At 73.9% G+C, this 17,697-nt stretch carries 17 protein-coding genes; 11 read left to right on the plus strand and 6 right to left on the minus strand.

The window, feature by feature from the left end; genetic code table 11:
• Positions 1 to 31: 31 nt before the first annotated feature.
• A complete protein-coding gene (lexA, locus tag ACFOYX_RS23760; protein WP_109805218.1) occupies positions 32 to 814 on the minus strand; it encodes a transcriptional repressor LexA in 783 nt (260 codons plus the stop codon).
• A 549-nt stretch (positions 815 to 1,363) separates the two neighbouring features.
• Here lexA and nrdR point away from each other — a divergent pair.
• On the plus strand, positions 1,364 to 1,864 hold the full coding sequence (nrdR, locus tag ACFOYX_RS23765) for a transcriptional regulator NrdR (RefSeq protein WP_322439206.1): 501 nt from the start codon (positions 1,364 to 1,366) through the stop codon (positions 1,862 to 1,864).
• A 65-nt stretch (positions 1,865 to 1,929) separates the two neighbouring features.
• Positions 1,930 to 4,815 (plus strand): vitamin B12-dependent ribonucleotide reductase, encoded by a 2,886-nt coding sequence (locus tag ACFOYX_RS23770; RefSeq protein ID WP_322439276.1) that lies wholly within the window; start codon positions 1,930 to 1,932, stop codon positions 4,813 to 4,815.
• Between the two features lie 92 nt (positions 4,816 to 4,907).
• On the opposite strand, the gene ACFOYX_RS23775 is transcribed toward ACFOYX_RS23770, so the two are convergent.
• Entirely contained in the window at positions 4,908 to 5,117 is a 210-nt protein-coding gene (locus ACFOYX_RS23775) for an AlpA family transcriptional regulator (protein WP_109805215.1), read from the minus strand.
• A gap of 61 nt (positions 5,118 to 5,178) precedes the next feature.
• Between ACFOYX_RS23775 and ACFOYX_RS23780 the strand changes: the two genes are divergently transcribed.
• Positions 5,179 to 5,421, plus strand: coding sequence for a flavin reductase (locus ACFOYX_RS23780; RefSeq protein ID WP_322439205.1), 243 nt, complete (start codon positions 5,179 to 5,181; stop codon positions 5,419 to 5,421).
• Here the strand turns inward: ACFOYX_RS23780 and ACFOYX_RS23785 are convergent, their stop codons facing one another.
• Positions 5,422 to 6,654 (minus strand): DUF6596 domain-containing protein, encoded by a 1,233-nt coding sequence (locus ACFOYX_RS23785; RefSeq protein ID WP_322439275.1) that lies wholly within the window; start codon positions 6,652 to 6,654, stop codon positions 5,422 to 5,424.
• Between the two features lie 65 nt (positions 6,655 to 6,719).
• The gene (locus tag ACFOYX_RS23790; protein WP_109805213.1) at positions 6,720 to 7,061 is read right to left on the minus strand and encodes a YciI family protein; all 342 of its coding nucleotides are present in this window, start codon (positions 7,059 to 7,061) and stop codon (positions 6,720 to 6,722) included.
• 147 nt (positions 7,062 to 7,208) lie between these two features.
• Here ACFOYX_RS23790 and ACFOYX_RS23795 point away from each other — a divergent pair, with 147 nt between their 5' ends.
• The gene (locus ACFOYX_RS23795) at positions 7,209 to 8,144 is read left to right on the plus strand and encodes a DUF2332 domain-containing protein (RefSeq protein WP_322439204.1); all 936 of its coding nucleotides are present in this window, start codon (positions 7,209 to 7,211) and stop codon (positions 8,142 to 8,144) included.
• A gap of 26 nt (positions 8,145 to 8,170) precedes the next feature.
• Here ACFOYX_RS23795 and ACFOYX_RS23800 read toward each other — a convergent pair whose 3' ends face one another.
• Positions 8,171 to 9,406 carry an MFS transporter gene (locus ACFOYX_RS23800; protein ID WP_322439203.1) on the minus strand — a complete coding sequence of 412 codons (1,236 nt, stop codon included), beginning with the start codon at positions 9,404 to 9,406 and terminating at the stop codon, positions 8,171 to 8,173.
• A gap of 173 nt (positions 9,407 to 9,579) precedes the next feature.
• On the opposite strand from ACFOYX_RS23800, the gene ACFOYX_RS23805 reads away from it, so the two are divergent.
• From ACFOYX_RS23805 to ACFOYX_RS23820, 4 genes are all read left to right on the plus strand, one after another.
• On the plus strand, positions 9,580 to 10,230 hold the full coding sequence (locus ACFOYX_RS23805) for a class I SAM-dependent methyltransferase (protein ID WP_322439202.1): 651 nt from the start codon (positions 9,580 to 9,582) through the stop codon (positions 10,228 to 10,230).
• Complete coding sequence (locus ACFOYX_RS23810) at positions 10,227 to 11,204, plus strand: asparaginase (RefSeq protein WP_322439201.1); 978 nt, start codon at positions 10,227 to 10,229, stop codon at positions 11,202 to 11,204. Before ACFOYX_RS23805 ends, ACFOYX_RS23810 begins: the two co-directional genes overlap by 4 nt.
• Before the next feature lie 156 nt (positions 11,205 to 11,360).
• A complete protein-coding gene (locus ACFOYX_RS23815) occupies positions 11,361 to 11,603 on the plus strand; it encodes a DUF5522 domain-containing protein (RefSeq protein ID WP_322439200.1) in 243 nt (80 codons plus the stop codon).
• Between the two features lie 79 nt (positions 11,604 to 11,682).
• A complete protein-coding gene (locus ACFOYX_RS23820; protein WP_322439199.1) occupies positions 11,683 to 12,231 on the plus strand; it encodes a hypothetical protein in 549 nt (182 codons plus the stop codon).
• A 12-nt stretch (positions 12,232 to 12,243) separates the two neighbouring features.
• Here the strand turns inward: ACFOYX_RS23820 and ACFOYX_RS23825 are convergent, their stop codons facing one another.
• Positions 12,244 to 12,930, minus strand: coding sequence for a metal-dependent transcriptional regulator (locus tag ACFOYX_RS23825; protein ID WP_322439198.1), 687 nt, complete (start codon positions 12,928 to 12,930; stop codon positions 12,244 to 12,246).
• 97 nt (positions 12,931 to 13,027) lie between these two features.
• On the opposite strand from ACFOYX_RS23825, the gene ACFOYX_RS23830 reads away from it, so the two are divergent.
• From ACFOYX_RS23830 to ACFOYX_RS23840, 3 genes are read left to right on the plus strand one after another with little or no spacing between them, the layout of a single operon-like run.
• Positions 13,028 to 13,885 (plus strand): sulfurtransferase, encoded by an 858-nt coding sequence (locus ACFOYX_RS23830; protein WP_322439197.1) that lies wholly within the window; start codon positions 13,028 to 13,030, stop codon positions 13,883 to 13,885.
• A gap of 48 nt (positions 13,886 to 13,933) precedes the next feature.
• Positions 13,934 to 15,115, plus strand: coding sequence for an acetoin utilization protein AcuC (locus tag ACFOYX_RS23835; RefSeq protein WP_322439196.1), 1,182 nt, complete (start codon positions 13,934 to 13,936; stop codon positions 15,113 to 15,115).
• Between the two features lie 24 nt (positions 15,116 to 15,139).
• Positions 15,140 to 17,695, plus strand: a complete 2,556-nt coding sequence (locus tag ACFOYX_RS23840) for a GNAT family N-acetyltransferase (RefSeq protein ID WP_322439195.1) — start codon at positions 15,140 to 15,142, stop codon at positions 17,693 to 17,695.
• Positions 17,696 to 17,697 lie beyond the last annotated feature (2 nt).

The raw sequence follows: 17,697 nt of genomic DNA on the forward strand, positions 1-17,697 counted from the left end.
GACCGCCGGGCGGCGGTCACCCGGGCGGGTGTCAGATCCGACGCAGCACCGCGACGACGCGGCCCATGATGGTGGCGTCGTCGCCGGGGATCGGGTCGAAGGCGGGGTTCTGCGGCATCAGCCAGACGTGCCCGTCGCGGCGCCGGTAGGTCTTCACGGTCGCCTCGCCGTCGAGCATGGCCGCGACGATGTCGCCGGCCTCGGCGGTCGGCTGCTGGCGCACCACCACCCAGTCGCCGTCGCAGATCGCCGCGTCGAGCATCGAGTCGCCCTTGACCTGGAGCATGAAGACCTCGCCCTCACCCACCAGCTCGCGGGGGAGCGGGAAGATGTCCTCCACCGCCTGTTCGGCGAGGATCGGGCCACCGGCGGCGATCCGGCCCAGCATCGGCACGTACGCCGGGGTGGGCCGCTGGGCCCGGCTGAGCTCGTCGTCGGCGTCGCTGGGGGCGCGGACGTCGACCGCCCGGGGCCGGTTCGGGTCGCGGCGCAGGAAGCCCTTCTTCTCCAGCTCCTTGAGCTGGTAGGCGACGCTGGACGGGGAGACCAGGCCGACGGCCTCGCCGATCTCGCGCACGCTCGGCGGGTAGCCGTGGCGCTCCACCCAGGTGCGGATGAACTCCAGGATCCGGCGCTGCCGGGCGGTGAGGTCGACGGTGGCGGGGTCGGGGAAGCTGCTGACCACCGGGGTGACCGGGCGCACGGCGGGCTGGCCCGTCCGGCTGCGCGCGGCGCGGGGCCGTCGGGTCGCCGGCGGACCCGCCCCGTCGATCGGCTGCGGGTTCTTCTGCCGGTTGGCCCGGTCCTCGGTCACGTCCGTCCCTCCCTGGTCGGCGCTGGGTGCCTTGGCGGCTCGTGGTGCGCGCGGATGGTGCTGCCGACCGGTCGGAGGCGACACGCCGCGCCCGGTCGTTGTTGACCGTATAGGTGAGATCGGCCATTTTCAAACATCTGTACGACCTCTTGTCGGCGTGTCGGGGCTGAATCCGAGAATTCCGAACGCCTGTTCTGATAAATGATACGTCGGCTTCGAACGGGTGTTCGACTAAACGGCTGAGCGTGACCGGGGCGGGAGTCGCCCGTTGGGCTTTCGGCGACGCGCGGGGGAGGTGGGGCGGGTGAGTGATCCTGGTGACGCGCCGGACACGCCGGCCAACTTGATTTCGCCTGGGCGACGACATACGGTCGACCCCTAGATGTAGTAGTCACATGGGCGTAAGTTGCCTACAGGTTGGGTTCGACTACCGACCGCACTCCCGTACCGTCGACCCGGCGGCGGCCATCGAACGGTGGGCGTCGTCGTGCCGACGCGTGCCCGGACGTGCGTCGGTGCGGCCCACGATCGACGAAGGAGGTCGGGCGAATGCGGTGTCCGTACTGCCGGCACGCCGACTCCCGGGTCGTCGACTCGCGGGAGGCCGACGACGGCCAGCTCATCCGGCGGCGGCGCTCCTGCCCGGAGTGCGGCAAGCGGTTCACCACCGTCGAGGAGGCGGTGCTCGCGGTGGTCAAGCGCAGCGGGGTGACCGAGCCGTTCAGCCGTACGAAGATCATCGGCGGGGTGCGCAAGGCGTGCCAGGGCCGGCCGGTCGACGACGACTCGATCGCGCTGCTGGCGCAGAAGGTCGAGGAGACCGTCCGGGCCAAGGGGGCCGCCGAGATCCCGAGCAACGAGGTGGGGCTGGCCATCCTGGGGCCGCTGCGCGACCTCGATGAGGTGGCGTACCTGCGCTTCGCCAGCGTCTACCGGTCCTTCGACTCGCTCGCCGACTTCGAGCGCGAGATCGAGACGCTGCGGGCCGCCGCGATCGCCCGGGCGGGCGCCGGGGCCGAGCCGGCGGAGGCCGCCGGCCGTACCACTTGAGTTTTTCGGATTTCTGACAGCGACGATGCGCGGTGGGTGACCGCGCAGACGAGGGGGCGGATGAGATGGCGGGGGACGGCGTGACAGCAAGCAAGTCGCGGACCCGGGCCGGCGCGACGGCGGGCCTGAAGCTCGAGCGGGTGTGGACGACCGAGGGGGTCCACCCGTACGACGAGGTGGCGTGGGAGCGCCGCGACGTCGTGATGACGAACTGGCGGGACGGCTCGATCAACTTCGAGCAGCGCGGGGTGGAGTTCCCCGAGTCCTGGAGCGTCAACGCGGCCAACATCGTGACCACCAAGTACTTCCGGGGCGCGGTGGGGACCCCGGAGCGGGAGTGGTCGCTCAAGCAGCTGATCGACCGGGTGGTCACCAGCTACCGCAAGGCCGGCGAGGAGCACGGCTACTTCGCCACCCCGGCCGACGCGGAGATCTTCGCGCACGAGCTGACCTGGATGCTGCTGCACCAGGTGTTCAGCTTCAACTCGCCGGTCTGGTTCAACGTGGGCACGCCGTCGCCGCAGCAGGTCAGCGCCTGCTTCATCCTCAGCGTCGACGACTCGATGGACTCGATCCTGGACTGGTACAAGGAGGAGGGGCTGATCTTCAAGGGCGGCTCCGGCTCCGGCGTCAACCTGTCCCGGATCCGCTCGTCGCGTGAGCTGCTCTCCTCCGGCGGCAACGCCTCCGGCCCGGTCAGCTTCATGCGCGGCGCGGACGCCTCCGCCGGCACCATCAAGTCCGGCGGCGCCACCCGGCGCGCGGCGAAGATGGTCATCCTCGACGTGGACCACCCGGACATCCAGGAGTTCGTGGTCACCAAGGCGCGCGAGGAGGACAAGATCCGCGCGCTGCGCGACGCCGGCTTCGACATGGACCTGGGCGGCGCGGACATCGTCAGCGTGCAGTACCAGAACGCCAACAACTCGGTCCGGGTCTCCGACGAGTTCATGACCGCGGTGGAGAACGGCGGCGGCTTCGACCTGCGCGGCCGGCTCGACGGGCAGACCATCGAGACGATCGACGCCAAGGAGCTGTTCCGCAGCATCTCCCAGGCCGCCTGGGAGTGCGCCGACCCCGGCCTGCAGTACGACGACACCATCAACGACTGGCACACCTGCCCGGAGACCGGGCGGATCACCGCGTCGAACCCGTGCTCGGAGTACCTGCACCTGGACAACTCCTCGTGCAATCTGGCCTCGCTGAACCTGATGAAGTTCCTCCGCGCCGACGGTGGCTTCGAGGTGGAGAAGTTCGTCAAGTCGGTCGAGTTCGTCATCACCGCGATGGACATCTCGATTTGCTTCGCCGACTTCCCGACCGAGAAGATCGGCGAGACCAGCCGCGCCTACCGGCAGCTCGGCATCGGCTACGCCAACCTCGGTGCCCTGCTGATGGCGTCGGGCCTGCCGTACGACTCGGAGCAGGGCCGCTCGGTCGCCGCGGCGATCACCTCGCTGATGACCGGCACCGCGTACCGTCGCTCGGCCGAGCTGGCCGGCGTCGTCGGTCCGTACGACGGCTACGCCCGCAACGCGGAGCCGCACAAGCGGGTCATGCGCAAGCACGCGGCCGCCAACGACGAGATCAAGCCGGCCGGCACCGCCGCCATCGTCCGTGAGGCGACCAAGCAGTGGACCCAGGGCAACAAGATCGGTGACAAGAACGGCTGGCGTAACTCGCAGGCCAGCGTCCTCGCGCCGACCGGCACCATCGGCTTCATGATGGACTGCGACACCACCGGCGTGGAGCCGGACCTGGCGCTGGTCAAGTTCAAGAAGCTGGTTGGCGGCGGCTCGATGCAGATCGTCAACCAGACCGTTCCGCGCGCCCTGCGCAGCCTCGGCTACCCCGAGGAGCAGGTCGAGGCGATCGTCGAGCACATCGCCGACCACGGCCACGTGGTGGACGCCCCCGGGCTCAAGCCGGAGCACTACCCGGTCTTCGACTGCGCCATGGGCGAGCGCTCCATCGCGCCGATGGGTCACGTGCGGATGATGGCGGCGATCCAGCCGTTCGTCTCCGGCGCCATCTCCAAGACGGTCAACATGCCGGAGGCGGCCACCGTCGAGGACGTCGAGAAGATCTACTTCGAGGGCTGGAAGCTCGGCCTCAAGGCGCTGGCGATCTACCGGGACAACTGCAAGGTCGGCCAGCCGCTCTCGGTGGCCAAGTCCAACAAGGCCACCGAGCCGGCGGCCGTCGAGGCCGCCCCGGCCGCGCCGGTGGTGGAGAAGGTCGTCGAGTACCGGCCGGTGCGCAAGCGGCTGCCGAAGAAGCGCCCTTCGGAGACGGTCTCCTTCTCCGTCGGCGGTGCCGAGGGCTACCTCACCGCGTCGTCGTACCCGGACGACGGCCTCGGCGAGGTCTTCCTCAAGATGTCGAAGCAGGGCTCGACCCTGGCCGGCGTGATGGACGCCTTCTCGGTGGCCATCTCCATCGGTCTCCAGTACGGCGTCCCGCTGGAGACGTACGTCAGCAAGTTCACCAACATGCGCTTCGAGCCGGCCGGCATGACCGACGACCCGGACGTGCGGATGGCGGCCTCGGTGATGGACTACATCTTCCGTCGCCTGGCCCTGGACTTCCTGCCGTACGAGCGCCGCGCGGAGCTGGGCATCTTCACCGCCAAGGAGCGGGCCGCCCAGCTGCGGGCCGAGGCGGAGGCGGAGGCGAGCGGTGCGGACCTCACCGCGATGGCCGCCTCCGCCCCGGTCGAGACCAAGCCGGAGGAGCCGAAGACCGCTGCGGTCGCCCAGCCGGCGCAGGAGGTCGCGGAGGTCGCCGCCGCCAAGCCGGCGCCGTCGGTGGGTTCCAGCACCGAGCTGCTGGAGGCCGTGCTCGGCAAGGCCGCCGACGCGCCGCTCTGCTTCACCTGCGGTACGAAGATGCGGCCGGCCGGTAGCTGCTACGTCTGCGAGGGCTGCGGCTCCACCAGCGGCTGCAGCTGACGTACGCCGACAGCAGCGAGCCCCGGGCGTTCCTGCGCCCGGGGCTCGCTGCTGTGATGCCGTGGTACCGGCTGCCTGTACGAGACGTCCGGTCAGCGGTCCTCGTCGCCGTCGGTGGGGCGGGGCGGGCGGTTATGCCGGGCCCACTCGTCCACTTCGTCCGCGTCCCAGATGGTCGTCCCGATCAGGCGGGCGATGGGCTCGGGGAACCCGGGCCGGCGGGTGATCTGTAGAACCCGCTGCCGCGACACGCCGAACAGGGCGGCCAACTCGCCAGGCCCGTACAAGCGTGGTCGCTTCACAGCCTGAAGCTAGGCATGGCGTGCTCTGTACGTTCGTCACTTAATGAACCGCCACGCTCCCTTGAGACCCATCTGGATCTGCACCGGCTGCGCCCACCCCTGGCCGTGTGAGCAGGCCCGCACCGAACTGCCGGCGGAATACGCGGGGGACCGCAGAAACCTCGCCATCGACCTGGCCGACCTGCTGGGCGAGGCGAGCAGGGACCTGAGCAGGCTGTACCCGAACCCTCCCGACCCGGTGCAGCTGTACGGCCGCTTCCTGGGCTGGGTACGCCGGCTGAGGGTGGAACGGCCAGAAGGCTGATCACGATGCGCCCGGCCTGGTCGTCCAGCCCTCCGACGAGTGACCCGATCCGGAGTTGATGGCTTTGGCGAGGCGGGCGGAGAGGAACCCCCGCTCGGCGTCATTGTCCACCAGGTCCAGCGCCGCCCGGTAGGCGTCCGCCGCCTCCCGCTGCCGCCCGAGCCGGCGCAGCAGGTCGGCCCGGATCGCCGGCAGGTAGTGGTACCCGGCCAGCCGGCCGTCCCGCGCCAGCGCCTCGACCTCGTCCAAGGCGGCCTCGGGGCCGTGAGCCATCGACACCGCCACGGCACGGTTGAGCGCGACGACCGGCGAGGGCCAGCGTTTCAGCAGCTCGTCGTAGAGGCGTACCACCTGGGGCCAGTCGGTGGCCGGGTAGCTGGGGGCGACGGCGTGCAGCGAGGCGATGGCGGCCTGGAGCGCGTACCGGCCGACGCGGCCGGTCCGGAACGCGCCGACGACCAGGCGGTTGCCCTCGGCGATGGCGGATCGGTCCCAGGCGGACCGGTCCTGCTCCGCCAGCACCAGCAGCCGCCCCTCGGAGTCGGTGCGGGTGGCCCGGCGGGCGTCGGTGAGCAGCAGCAGGGCGAGCAGCCCGCGGACCTCCGGCTCGTCGGGCATCAGGGTCAGCAGCATGCGGGTCAGGTGCAGCGCCCGGTCCACCAGGTCGGCGCGGACCAGGTCGGCGCCGGACGGAGCCGTGTGCCCGGTCGTGTAGAGCAGGTGGATGACGGTCAGCACCGCATCTAGCCGTTCGGGCAGCTCGGCGGCCTCCGGCACCCGGTATGGGATCCGGGCCGCCGCGATCTTCTTCTTGGCCCGGGTCACCCGCGCGGCCATCGTCGTCTCGGGGACGAGGAACGCGCGGGCGATGTCGCCCGTGCTCACCCCGCATACCAGGCGCAGGGTCAGCGCCACCTGGGCCTCCCGGGCCAGCGCCGGATGGCAGCAGGTGAAGACCAGCCGCAGCCGGTCGTCGGGCACCGCGTCCTCGTCGGGCTCCGCCACGGCCTCCTCCTCCGCCGGTTCCACGAGCAGGGGCATCTTCGACCGGAACACCTTCTCCCGGCGCAGGACGTCCAGCGCCTTGCGCTTCGCGGTGGCGGTCAGCCAGGCGCCGGGCTTGTGGGGTACGCCGTCCCGCGCCCAGGCGTCCAGCGCGGCGAGGTACGCGTCCTGCACGCACTCCTCTGCGACGTCGAGGTCGCCGGCGACGCGCGCCGTCGCGGCGAGCACGAAGGCCCACTCGCGACGGTGCGCGTCCGCCACGGCGCGTTCGGCCGCGGCCGTGCCGGCGTCGCTCACTCGGACGGCGGGACGAACAGCGGCCGTACCTCGACGCCCCCGTCGATGGTGGCCGGGTTCAGCTTGGCGATCTTCAGGGCGACGTCCAGGTCCGGCGCCTCCAGGATGAAGAACCCGGCGACCACCTCCTTGGCCTCGATGAACGGGCCGTCGGTGACGAGGTCGCCGCGGATCGCCGTGGCGGTGGTGCTGGGCTGGAGGGCGAACCCAGTCACGATCTTCCCGCCCAGCTCCTCGACCTGGGCCGGGTACCGCTCCAGCAGCGCCAGGTAGTCGGGCGTGATCTCCATCGGGTCGGCCGGCGCGGGCGAGTAGATCAGGACTGCGTACTGGGCCATCAGGTTCTCCTCAGGTGGTCGTTCCATCTTCTTGCCATCCCGACGAGCGGGTCCGGCCGGATTCGACAGCGGTCCGGGAAAATTCTGCCCCGCCCACCTTGATCGGCGGGACCTCGCGCCGCCGGGGTGCGGTGCGACCATGGGGACATGTCGATCGCCGAGGTCTACTCCGGGTTCGCCACCCGCGAGGCACACGGCGTGTCACCCGCGTACGAGCGGCTGGCACTGGCGGTGTCCCGCGACGACGAGGTGCTCGCCCTGCTCGGCACGCTGCCGCCGGCCAAGCGGCAGCCGAATCTGCTGTTCGGCGTCGTACGGCTGCTCGGCGGCCCGGTCGAGGACCCGGCGGCGTTCCACGACTGGGCGGTGGCGAACTGGCCGGCGATCGCCGCGGAGATGCGCAGCCGGGCCACGCAGACGAACGAGGCCGGGCGGTGTGCCGTCCTGCTACCGGTGCTCGCCGCGCTGCCGCAACCGTTCGCGCTGCTGGAGGTCGGCGCGTCCGCCGGGCTCTGCCTCTATCCCGACCGGTACGCCTACCGCTACGGCGACCACCAGGTTGGTTCCGGGGAACCGGTCCTCGAGTGCGTGGCGACCGGCATGGCACCGCCGGCCCGCCTGCCCGAGGTGGTGTGGCGGGCCGGCCTCGACCTGAACCCGCTCGACGTGACCGACCCGGCGGATCTCGCGTGGCTCGACGCCCTCATCTGGCCGGAGCACACCCACCGCCGGGCCCGGCTGCGGGCCGCGGCAGCCGTCGCCGCGGCCGAGCCGCCCCTGCTGGTACGCGGCGACCTGGTGGACGACCTGCCGGCGCTGGCCGCGCAGGCACCGGCGGGCGCGACCCTGGTGGTGTTCCACTCCTCCGTGCTCTACCAGGTTCCGGCATCGCGGCGGGCGGCCTTCGTCGAGGTGGTACGCGGCCTCCCCGGGCACTGGATCGCGAACGAGGACCCGGACGTGCTGCGCCACGACACCCTGCCGGAGCCGCCGGGCGGGGCACTGAACAACGTGCTCGCGCTGGACGGGACGCCGCTCGCCTGGACCCGCGGGCACGGCCAGGCGATCAGCTGGTTCGCGTGACGTCATGGAGAGCGGACGCGGACCACTCAGGCGTCGGCCGGGAAGTCCCGCATCCGGCGCAGCGGCGAGCAGACCACGAACACCGCGGCGCTCCACATGCCCAGCACGCAGATCCAGAGCGCCGGCCGCAGTCCGAGCTGACTGCCGAGGATTCCGCCGAGCAGCGCGCCGAGCGGGATCACCCCGTAGCAGATCCACAGGAACGCGGCGTTGACCCGGCCGAGCAGTGGAGCCGGGGTGATCCGCTGCCGGTACGACATCGCCGCCACGTTGAACAGCACCGCGTTGGCGGAGAACGCGGCGAACCCGGCCGCGAAGAGCAGCACGCCCCAGCCCGGTCGGGCCAGCGGGATGAGCAGGTAGAGCGGTCCGGGCGCGGCCATCGCCACCCAGATGATCCGGGCCGTGCCGATCCGCCGGGAGAGCCGGTCGGCCAGGGCGCCGGCGACCAGGCCGCCGACCGCGCCGGCGGAGAAGACCAACCCGATCACCAGCGGCGCGGCGTGCAGCTCCCGGCGCAGGAAGGGCACCTCGATCGCGCTCGCGGCCATCACGAAGAAGTTCGACGTGGTGGTGCAGGCGAGGAGCTTCACCAGGATCGGCTGCCGCCGGACGAAGCCGAGCCCCGCGCCCAGGGCCGCCCCCGAGTTCACCCGCCCGGCGGCCGGCGGCGCGGCGTCCGGGGTGGGCCGGATGAGCAGCAGCGTCACCGCGCTGACCGCGAAGGCGAGGCCGGTGGTGAGGAACGTCCGGGCCGCGCCGACCAGCGCGATCAGCCCGCCGCTCAGCGTCGGCCCGGCCAGCTCGGCGAACTGCTGGCTGGTCACCAGCTTGGCGTTGCCGTCAACCAACTGCTCCGCCGGCACGAGGCCGGGCAGCATGCTCCGGTACGCCACGGTGAAGGCGACGGTCAGCACACCGGAGAGACCGACCACGACGTACAGGAAGACCAGGGTGAGGTGGCCGACCAGGGCGACCACCGGCAGTGACAGCAGGAGCGCGGCCCGGCCCAGGTCGCACGCGATCATCAGCCGCCGCTGGTCGACCCGGTCGGCGAGGATCCCGGCGGGCAGCGAGAAGATCAGGTACGGCAGCCAGGCCAGAAAGGTCAGCAGGGAGATCTGGAAGACGCCGGCGCCGAGGGTGTCCGCCGCGAGCAGCGGCACCGCCACGCCGGAGACCCGGGTGCCGATCTCGCTGACCGTCTGGCCGCTCCACAGCAGCAGGAAGTTCCGGCTGCGCCAGAGCGAGGGGCGGGCCATCGCCGGAGCGGTTCGGGTGAGGTGCGCCGTCACTGCTGGGCCTGTCTGTCGACGAACACCGCGGCCTGGTCGCCGCGGCCCGGGCACCCTACCCGCGGGCCCGGACGGACGGCACCGCAATTGCGGACCGGGCGGCCGGTCCGCAGGCCCGGCCCGACTAGGGTCTGAAGATCATGACGGAACCACACTGGATGTCCGAGACCCGCGCCGCGTACGACACCGTCGCCGTCGACTACGCCCGGCTCATACCCGACGTGGAGGAGGGGACGCTGGACCGGGCGATGCTGGCCGCGTTCGCCGAGCAGGCCGGCGGAGCGGGTCCGGTGGTCGAGGTGGGCTGCGGCACCGGACGGATCACCGCCCACCTGCGCGACCTCGGAATGGACGTCTCCGGGATCGACCTGTCACCCGGCATGGTCGAGGTGGCCCGGCGGAACCACCCGGGGCTGCGCTTCGCGGTCGGCTCGATGACCGACCTGCCGCTGCCGGACGGCGCCCTGGCCGGTCTCGTCGCCTGGTACTCGATCATCCACGTGCCGCCGGCGCTGCTGCCCGGCGTGTTCGCCGGGTTCCACCGAGTGCTCGCCCCCGGTGGTCGGCTGCTGCTCGCCTTCAAGGCCGGCGACCGCCTGGTCCGGCTCGAGGAGGCGTACGGCCACACCGTCTCGTACGACGTGCACTGGCTGTCGCCCGACCGGGTCGCCGAACAGCTCGCCGACGCTGGGTTCGCGTTGCACGCCCGGCTGGACCGGGAGCGCGAGGGCCGGGACAAGGGGCCGCAGTCGCTGATGCTGGCGGTCCGGGCGGACGGGATCGACCGGTGAGCGTCGTCCTGTTCACCCTCGGCGGCACCATCGCGATGGCCGGGGCCGGGCCGACGGGGGTGGTCGCCCGGCTGACCGGAGCCGAGCTCGCCGCCGCCGTGCCCGGGCTGGCCGACCTTCCGCTCCAGGTGCGGGACGTCCAGGCCGTGCCGAGCGCCGACCTGACGTACCGCCGGATCCTCGACCTGGTGGCCGCGGCGGGCGCGGCGGTGGCGGACGGGGCGACCGGCGTGGTGGTGAGCCAGGGCACCGACACCCTGGAGGAGACGGCCTTCCTGGCCGACCTGGTCTGGCCGCACCCGGCGCCGCTGGTCTTCACCGGCGCGATGCGCAACCCGACCCTGGCCGGCCCGGACGGCCCGGCGAACCTGCTCGCCGCCGTCCGGGTCGCCGCCGCGCCGGCCGCCCGCGACCTCGGCGTCCTGGTCGCGTTCAACGACGAGATCCACGCCGCCCGGTACGTCCGCAAGACGCACAGCACCAGCACCGCCACCTTCGCCTCGCCCAACGCCGGCCCGCTCGGCCACGTGATCGAGGGGGAGGTACGCCTGCTGACCCGGCCGGCGCGGCACGCCCCGCTGCCGCCCGTGGACCCGGACCGGCTGGGCGCCACCCGGGTGGCGCTGCACACCGTCACCCTCGACGACGAGGTGGCGCTGCTCGACGGGCTCGCCCACGGGCGGCAGGGCCTGGTCGTGGCCGGCTTCGGGGTCGGTCACGTGCCGCCCGCCTTCGCGCCGGTGCTCGGTGCCCTCGCCGGGCGGATGCCGGTGGTGCTCACCTCGCGGACGGGTGCGGGGGCGGTGCTGCGGCACACCTACGGCGCCGTCGGCTCGGAGACCGACCTCCAGCGGCGCGGGCTGGTCAACGGCGGGCTGCTCGACCCGTACAAGGCGAAGCTGCTGCTCCGGCTGCTGCTGGCGGGCGGCACGGACCGCGAGGGGATCGCCGCCGCCTTCGCCCGCCACGGCTGATTCATCTACGACATCAGCTTCACAGCGTCCTGGCGGCACCTCGGCCGTCGCAGCGTGCGGCTGTCCGGCCACCACCCCGGAGCCACTCAACGGTCCATCACCCGGCCGGCCCGGCTGCGCCTGAGCCGGCCGGCCGGGGCTCCGTAGACTCGCCGGGTGACCGGAGAGCGACGACCGTTGGCGGACCGGCCGCTGACCGAGCCGCACCCGTCCCGGCTGCCGCCCGAGCATCTCGACCGGGTGCGCATCCTGGCCGCCCACGCCGCCGCCCTGGCCGCGGGGGAGGCCGGCTACCTCGACCCGGCGACCGGGCTCTTCGTGCTCAGCGCCGGCTTCCTGGCCCGGCGCGGCACCTGCTGTGGGCGAGGGTGTCGGCACTGTCCGTATGTGGACGATTGAGGGCTTCCGCCCGCCCGGGGCAGCCCGTACGGTGTCCGACGGACATCCGGCGGGAAGCCGCCGGCGAGGAGGGGTGGGCGTGCACGGGCGGATCTGGCTTGCCGGCGTGGCCGTGGCGCTGACCGCCGGCTGCGCCAAGGAGGCCGAGCCGGTGGCGGTTCCCGCGGCCGAGCCGGTGACCGTCGAGGTGGCGGCGGCCTCGTCCGGCGGCGCCTGCCGACTGCTCGACTTCGCGACCATCGCGAAGCAGACCGGCGGCCGGTTCGACGTGGCGGCGGCCAGCGACCGCGGGGACACCCACACCTGCGTGGTCCGGGCCGAGCAGGCCGTCCTGCCGGAGCTGACCCTCACGGTCACCGAGACGTCGATCGACAAGTCGACCTTCAGCCTCGACGTCCTGCCCGACGGGGCGAAGAAGGTCACCAAGCTCGGTCAGGTCGCGTACCGCCGCACGCTGCCCAAGACGGCGACGACCGGGCCGGCGGCCGAGGTGGGTTGGCTCGCCACCGACGGGCGGCTGGCCACCCTGAGCTGGACCTGCCCGCGCGGCGCCGACAAGGCGGCCGCGGAGGCGGTGGCCGGCAAGCTGGTCACCCTGGCGAAGACGGTGGACACCCGCCGGATGTGAGCCCGCCGGAGGTCAGCGGGCGGCGACGAACACCCGGGAGGCCACCTCGCGGGGCAGCCGGACCCGGTCACCGGAGCGGTCGATCGACACGCCGTCCCGTTCCTGGGCCACGGTCACCGTGGCGCCCGGGTCGACGCCCGCCGCGTGCAGCTGGCGGAGCACGTCCGCGTCGGTCTGCACGCTCTCGCAGATCCGCCGGACCACGACCGGGCCGGAGAGGCCCGGGAACGCCAGGTTGCGCTCGGCCTCGGCGACCTCGGTCTCCGGCTGCTCGGGGGTGCCCAGCTCCTCCAGGCCCGGGATGGGGTTGCCGTACGGCGAGCGGGTCGGCCGGTTGAGCAGGTCGTAGACCCGCTTCTCGACCGCGTCGCTCATCACGTGCTCCCACCGGCAGGCCTCCTCGTGGGCCTCCTCGTAGGGCATCCCGATCACGTTGACCAGCAGCAACTCGGCCAGGCGGTGCTTGCGCATCACCGAGACGGCACTGCTGCGGCCCAGCGCGGTGAGCGACAGGTGCCGGTCGCCCTCGACGGTGAGCAGGCCGTCCCGCTCCATCCGGGCGACGGTCTGGCTGACGGTGGGACCGCTCTGCCGCAGCCGCTCGGCGATCCGGGCACGCAGCGGCGGCACCCCCTCCTCCTCCAGCTCGAGGATGGTGCGCAGGTACATCTCGGTCGTATCGACCAGGTCATGCTTCACGTCAGCGGCCTCCCGGGGGTCGATGCTACCCGGAGGCACGACGATCGACCGCCCGCGAAGCGCGAGGTCGCTGCCCGGATGGTGTTGACTGGACCTCATGTCCGGAACCGAGGAGCTGCTGGTCGAGGCCGACGGGCTCGCCGCCGAGCTCGACCGCGCCGACCCGCCCACCCTGCTCGACGTCCGCTGGCGCCTCGCCGGCCCGCCCGGCCGGGACGACTACGCGGCCGGCCACCTGCCCGGCGCGGTCTTCGTCGACCTGGACACCGAACTCTGCGGCCGGCCCGGCGCCGCCGGCCGGCACCCGCTGCCCGACCCCGCCGCGCTCCAGGCCGCGCTGCGGGCCGCCGGCGTCCGCGCCGGTCACCCCGTCGTCGTGTACGACGGCGGCGACGGCATGTCCGCCGCCCGCGCCTGGTGGACGCTGCGCTGGGCCGGGCACCGCCCGGTACGCGTGCTGCACGGCGGCTTCCCGGCCTGGATCGCCGCCGGCCTGCCCACCTCCACCGAGCCGCCCACCCCGACCCCCGGCGACGTCACCGTCGCCCCCGGCGCGCTGCCGGTCCTCGACGCCGGGGAGGCCGCCCGCCTCGCCGCCGCCGACGAGGGGGTGCTGCTCGACGTGCGCGCCGCGCCGCGCTACCGGGGCGAGACCGAGCCGATCGACCCGGTCGCCGGGCACGTGCCGGGCGCGGTCAACCTCGCCGCCCCCGAGTACGTCGACGCCGGCCGCTTCCCGACCGCCGACGCGCTGCGGGAGCGGTTCGCCGCGGCGGGCGTGGCCGAGGCCGCGCCCGTCGGGGCGTACTGCGGATCCGGGGTGACCGCCTCCCGGGCCGTCCTCGCGCTGCACCTCGCCGGCCGGCCGGACGCCGCGCTCTACGTCGGCTCGTGGAGCAACTGGGTCGCCGACCCGGCCCGTCCGGTCGCCACCGGGGAGGCCCCCGGCCGGTGAGCAGCGCGTGCGGTGGGCGCGCCGCGGGCCTCGTGCGACGATGACCCCATGGCCGACGACACGGTGGTGGTGTGGGACGAGGCCCTCCTCGCCTACGACATGGGTGACCATCCCCTCGACCCGGTCCGGGTCGAGCTGACCATCGCGCTCGCCCGCGAACTCGGCGTGCTGGACCGACCCGGGGTCCGCCTGGTCAAGCCGGAACCGGCCGACGACGCGCTGCTGACCCGGGTGCACGACCCCCGCTACCTGGACGCGGTCCGGGCCGCGCCGCGCGACCCGTTCTTCGCCGGCTTCGGCCTGGGCACCTCGGACAACCCGGTCTTCGACGGCATGCACGAGTCGAGCGCGCTGATCGCCGGGGCCAGCGTGGCCGCGGCGGAGGCAGTGTGGCGCGGCGACGCCCGCCGGGCGGTCAACGTCGCCGGCGGCCTGCACCACGCGATGCCCGCCCGGGCCGCCGGCTTCTGCGTCTACAACGACCCCGCGGTGGCCATCGCCCGCCTGCTCGACCTCGGCGCGGAGCGGATCGCGTACGTGGACGTGGACGTGCACCACGGCGACGGCGTGCAGGAGATCTTCTACCGCGACCCGCGGGTGCTCACGATCAGCCTGCACGAGACCCCGCTCGCCCTCTTCCCCGGCACCGGTTTCCCCGACGAGACCGGCGGGCCGGGCGCGGAGGGCAGCGCGGTGAACGTGCCGCTCCCCCCGGGCACCGGCGACGCCGGCTGGCAGCAGGCCTTCCACGCGATCGTGCCGGCGGCGCTACGCGCGTTCCGGCCCCAGCTGCTGGTGACCCAGTGCGGGGCGGACGGGCACCGACTCGACCCGCTCGCCGACCTGCACCTGTCGGTGGACGGGCAGCGGGCCACCTACCTGGCGCTGCGGGCGCTCGCCGACGAGCTCTGCGACGGCCGCTGGGTGGCCTTCGGCGGCGGCGGGTACGCGCTGGTCGAGGTGGTGCCCCGGGCGTGGACCCACCTGCTCGCGATCGCCGGCGGCGAGCCGATCGAACCGGCCCGGCTCACCCCGCCGGCCTGGCGTGAGCTGGCCGCCGCGCGGCGGCCGGGCCGGGAGGTGCCGCTGCGCATGACCGACGACGCCGACCCGTCCTACGAGCCGTGGCAGCCGAACGGTGAGCCGGACGCGGTGGGCCGGGCGATCGCGGCCACCCGCCGGTCGGCCTTCCCGCTGCTCGGGCTCGACCCGCACGATCCCCGGGACTGAGCCGGCGGTGGGGAGGACCGACCGGTGACCACTGTCGAACAACCGGTGGACGTGCTGCTCAGCGACGGTACGACCGTCCAGCTGCGACAGATCCGCCCGGACGACGCCCCGGCGATCGTGGCGATGCATGCGCGCTTCTCCGAGCGCACCCGCTACCTGCGCTACTTCTCGCCGTACCCGCGCATCCCGGAGCGGGACCTGCAGCGTTTCGTCAACGTCGACCACCGCGACCGGGAGGCGTTCGTGGTGCTGGCCGGCGGCCGGATCGTGGCGGTCGGCCGGTACGAGCGGCTCGGCCCCGGCTCCCCGGAGGCCGAGGTGGCCTTCGTGGTGGAGGACGCCTACCAGGGCCGGGGCATCGGCTCGGTGCTGCTGGAGCACCTGGCCGACGCGGCCCGCCGGTTCGGCATAGGGCACTTCGTCGCCGAGGTGTTGCCGGCCAACGGGGCGATGCTGCGGGTCTTCTCCGACTTCGGGTACCAGGTACAGCGCCAGTTCGCCGACGGCGTGGTGCACCTGAGCTTCCCGATCGCGCCCACCGAGGCGACCCTGGAGGTGCAGCGCGGCCGGGAGCACCGTACCGAGGCCCGCTCGATCGCCCGGCTGCTCGCCCCGCGCGGCATCGCCGTCTACGGCGCCAGCGCCACCGGGCAGGGCGTCGGCGCGGCGGTGCTCGGGCACCTGCGCGACGGCGGGTTCACCGGGGCGATCGTGCCGGTGCACCCGACCGCGTCGACGGTGGCCGGGCTGCCCGCGTACCCGTCGGCGGCCGACGCCGGGCTCGACATCGACCTGGCGGTCGTCGCGGTGGCCCCGGAGGCGGTGACCGAGGTGGTCGCCGACGCCGCGAAGGCCGGCGCGCACGGCCTGGTCGTCATCTCCGCCGGGTTCGCCGAGGCCGGGCCGGAGGGGGCGGCCGCCCAGCGGGCCCTGGTCCGCGCCGCGCACCTGGCCGGCATGCGGGTGGTCGGCCCGAACTGTCTCGGCGTCGCCAACACCGACGGCGCGGTACGCCTCAACGCCACCCTCGCCCCGGTGCTGCCCGCCCCCGGGCGGGTGGGGATCTTCAGCCAGTCCGGCGCGTTCGGGGTGGCGCTGCTCGCCGAGGCGTCCCGGCGCGGGCTGGGCCTGTCCAGTTTCGTCTCGGCCGGCAACCGGGCGGACGTCTCCGGCAACGACCTGCTCCAGTACTGGCAGGACGACCCGCGCACCGACGTCATCACCCTCTACCTGGAGACCTTCGGCAATCCGCGCAAGTTCGCCCGGCTGGCCCGCCGGATCGGGCGGAGCAAGCCGGTGGTGGCGCTCGCCTCGCTGGCCCGCCCGCCCGGTGTCGGCGACGCCCCGGCGCTGGACGCCGCCGCGGTCAGCGCGCTGTTCGCCCAGTCCGGGGTGATCCGGGTGGACACCGTCGCCGAGCTGCTCGACGTGGGCGTGCTCCTGGCCCACCAGCCGCTGCCGGCCGGCCGCCGGATCGCCGTGGTGGGCAACTCGTCGGCGCTGACCGGGCTGGCCGCCACCGCCTGCGCCGCCCAGGGCCTCGTGATCGCCGACGGCTACCCCCGCGACGTGGGCCCCCGGGCCGCCGCCGCCGAGTACGCCGCCGCGCTCGCGGCCTCCGCCGCCGACGAGGGCGTGGACGCGGTGGTCGCCGTGTTCGCCCCGCCGCTGCCCGGCCAGCTCGCCGACCCGGACGCCGACTTCACCGCCGCCCTGCCCGACGCCCTGGCCGCCGGCAAGCCGGTGGTGGCGACGTTCCTGGCCGGCCGGGTGCCTGCCGGGGTGCCGGCGTACCCGAGCGTGGAGGAGGCGGTGCGGGCCCTCGCCCGGGTCACCACGTACGCCGACTGGCTGCGCCGGCCGCCCGGCATGCTGCCCGACCTGGACCGGGTGGACCCGGCCGCCGGGCAGGCCGCGTTCAAGGTGGACGGCGCCGATCCGGCGGCGCTGCTGCGCGCGTACGGGATCGACGTGGTGGAGTCCGCGCCGGCGCGGACGGCCGACGAGGCGGTGGAGGCCGCCGGGCGGCTCGGCTGGCCGGTGGCGTTGAAGGCCGCCGCGCCCGGCCTGCGGCACCGCCTCGACCTCGGGGCGGTCCGTCTCGACCTGGCCGACCCGGCCGCGCTGCGCCGGGCGTACGCGGAGATGGGCCCGGTCTTCGGCCCGGAGGTGCTGGTCCAGCCGATGGTCCCGCCCGGGGTGGCCTGCGTGGTGGAGGTGATGGAGGATCCGGCGTTCGGGCCGGTGGTCGGCTTCGGGCTCGGCGGCGTCGCCACCGAGCTGCTCGGCGACCGGGCCTGGCGGGCGGTGCCGCTGACCGACCGGGACGCCGCCGAACTGGTCGACGAGCCCCGGGCCGCGCCGCTGCTGCGCGGGCACCGGGGCGCCGAGCCGGTGGACCGGGCCGCGCTGGTCGACCTGCTGCTGCGGGTCGGGCGGCTCGCCGACGAGCAGCCCCGGGTCCGCTCGCTGACCCTCAACCCGGTGCTGGCCCGCCCGGACGGCATCTCGGTGCTGCACGCCTCCGTGCGCACCGGCGCCGAGGCGCCCCGCCCGGACACCGGCCCGCGCCGGCTGTGAGG

The sequence above is a fragment of the Micromonospora sp. GCM10011541 genome (assembly GCF_042650725.1).
In the GTDB taxonomy this organism is placed as follows: domain Bacteria; phylum Actinomycetota; class Actinomycetes; order Mycobacteriales; family Micromonosporaceae; genus Micromonospora; species Micromonospora sicca.

Excerpts from the sequence above, each read along its gene's own strand:
- ACFOYX_RS23795 (WP_322439204.1), top strand. The coding sequence starts at position 7,209 with ATGTCGATCGCCGAGGTCTACTCCGGGTTCGCCACCCGCGAGGCACAC.
- ACFOYX_RS23835 (WP_322439196.1), top strand. The coding sequence starts at position 13,934 with ATGGCCGACGACACGGTGGTGGTGTGGGACGAGGCCCTCCTCGCCTAC.
- nrdR (WP_322439206.1), top strand. The coding sequence starts at position 1,364 with ATGCGGTGTCCGTACTGCCGGCACGCCGACTCCCGGGTCGTCGACTCG.
- ACFOYX_RS23830 (WP_322439197.1), top strand. The coding sequence starts at position 13,028 with ATGTCCGGAACCGAGGAGCTGCTGGTCGAGGCCGACGGGCTCGCCGCC.
- ACFOYX_RS23790 (WP_109805213.1), bottom strand. The coding sequence starts at position 7,061 with ATGGCCCAGTACGCAGTCCTGATCTACTCGCCCGCGCCGGCCGACCCG.
- ACFOYX_RS23770 (WP_322439276.1), top strand. The coding sequence starts at position 1,930 with ATGGCGGGGGACGGCGTGACAGCAAGCAAGTCGCGGACCCGGGCCGGC.
- ACFOYX_RS23800 (WP_322439203.1), bottom strand. The coding sequence starts at position 9,406 with ATGGCCCGCCCCTCGCTCTGGCGCAGCCGGAACTTCCTGCTGCTGTGG.
- ACFOYX_RS23805 (WP_322439202.1), top strand. The coding sequence starts at position 9,580 with ATGACGGAACCACACTGGATGTCCGAGACCCGCGCCGCGTACGACACC.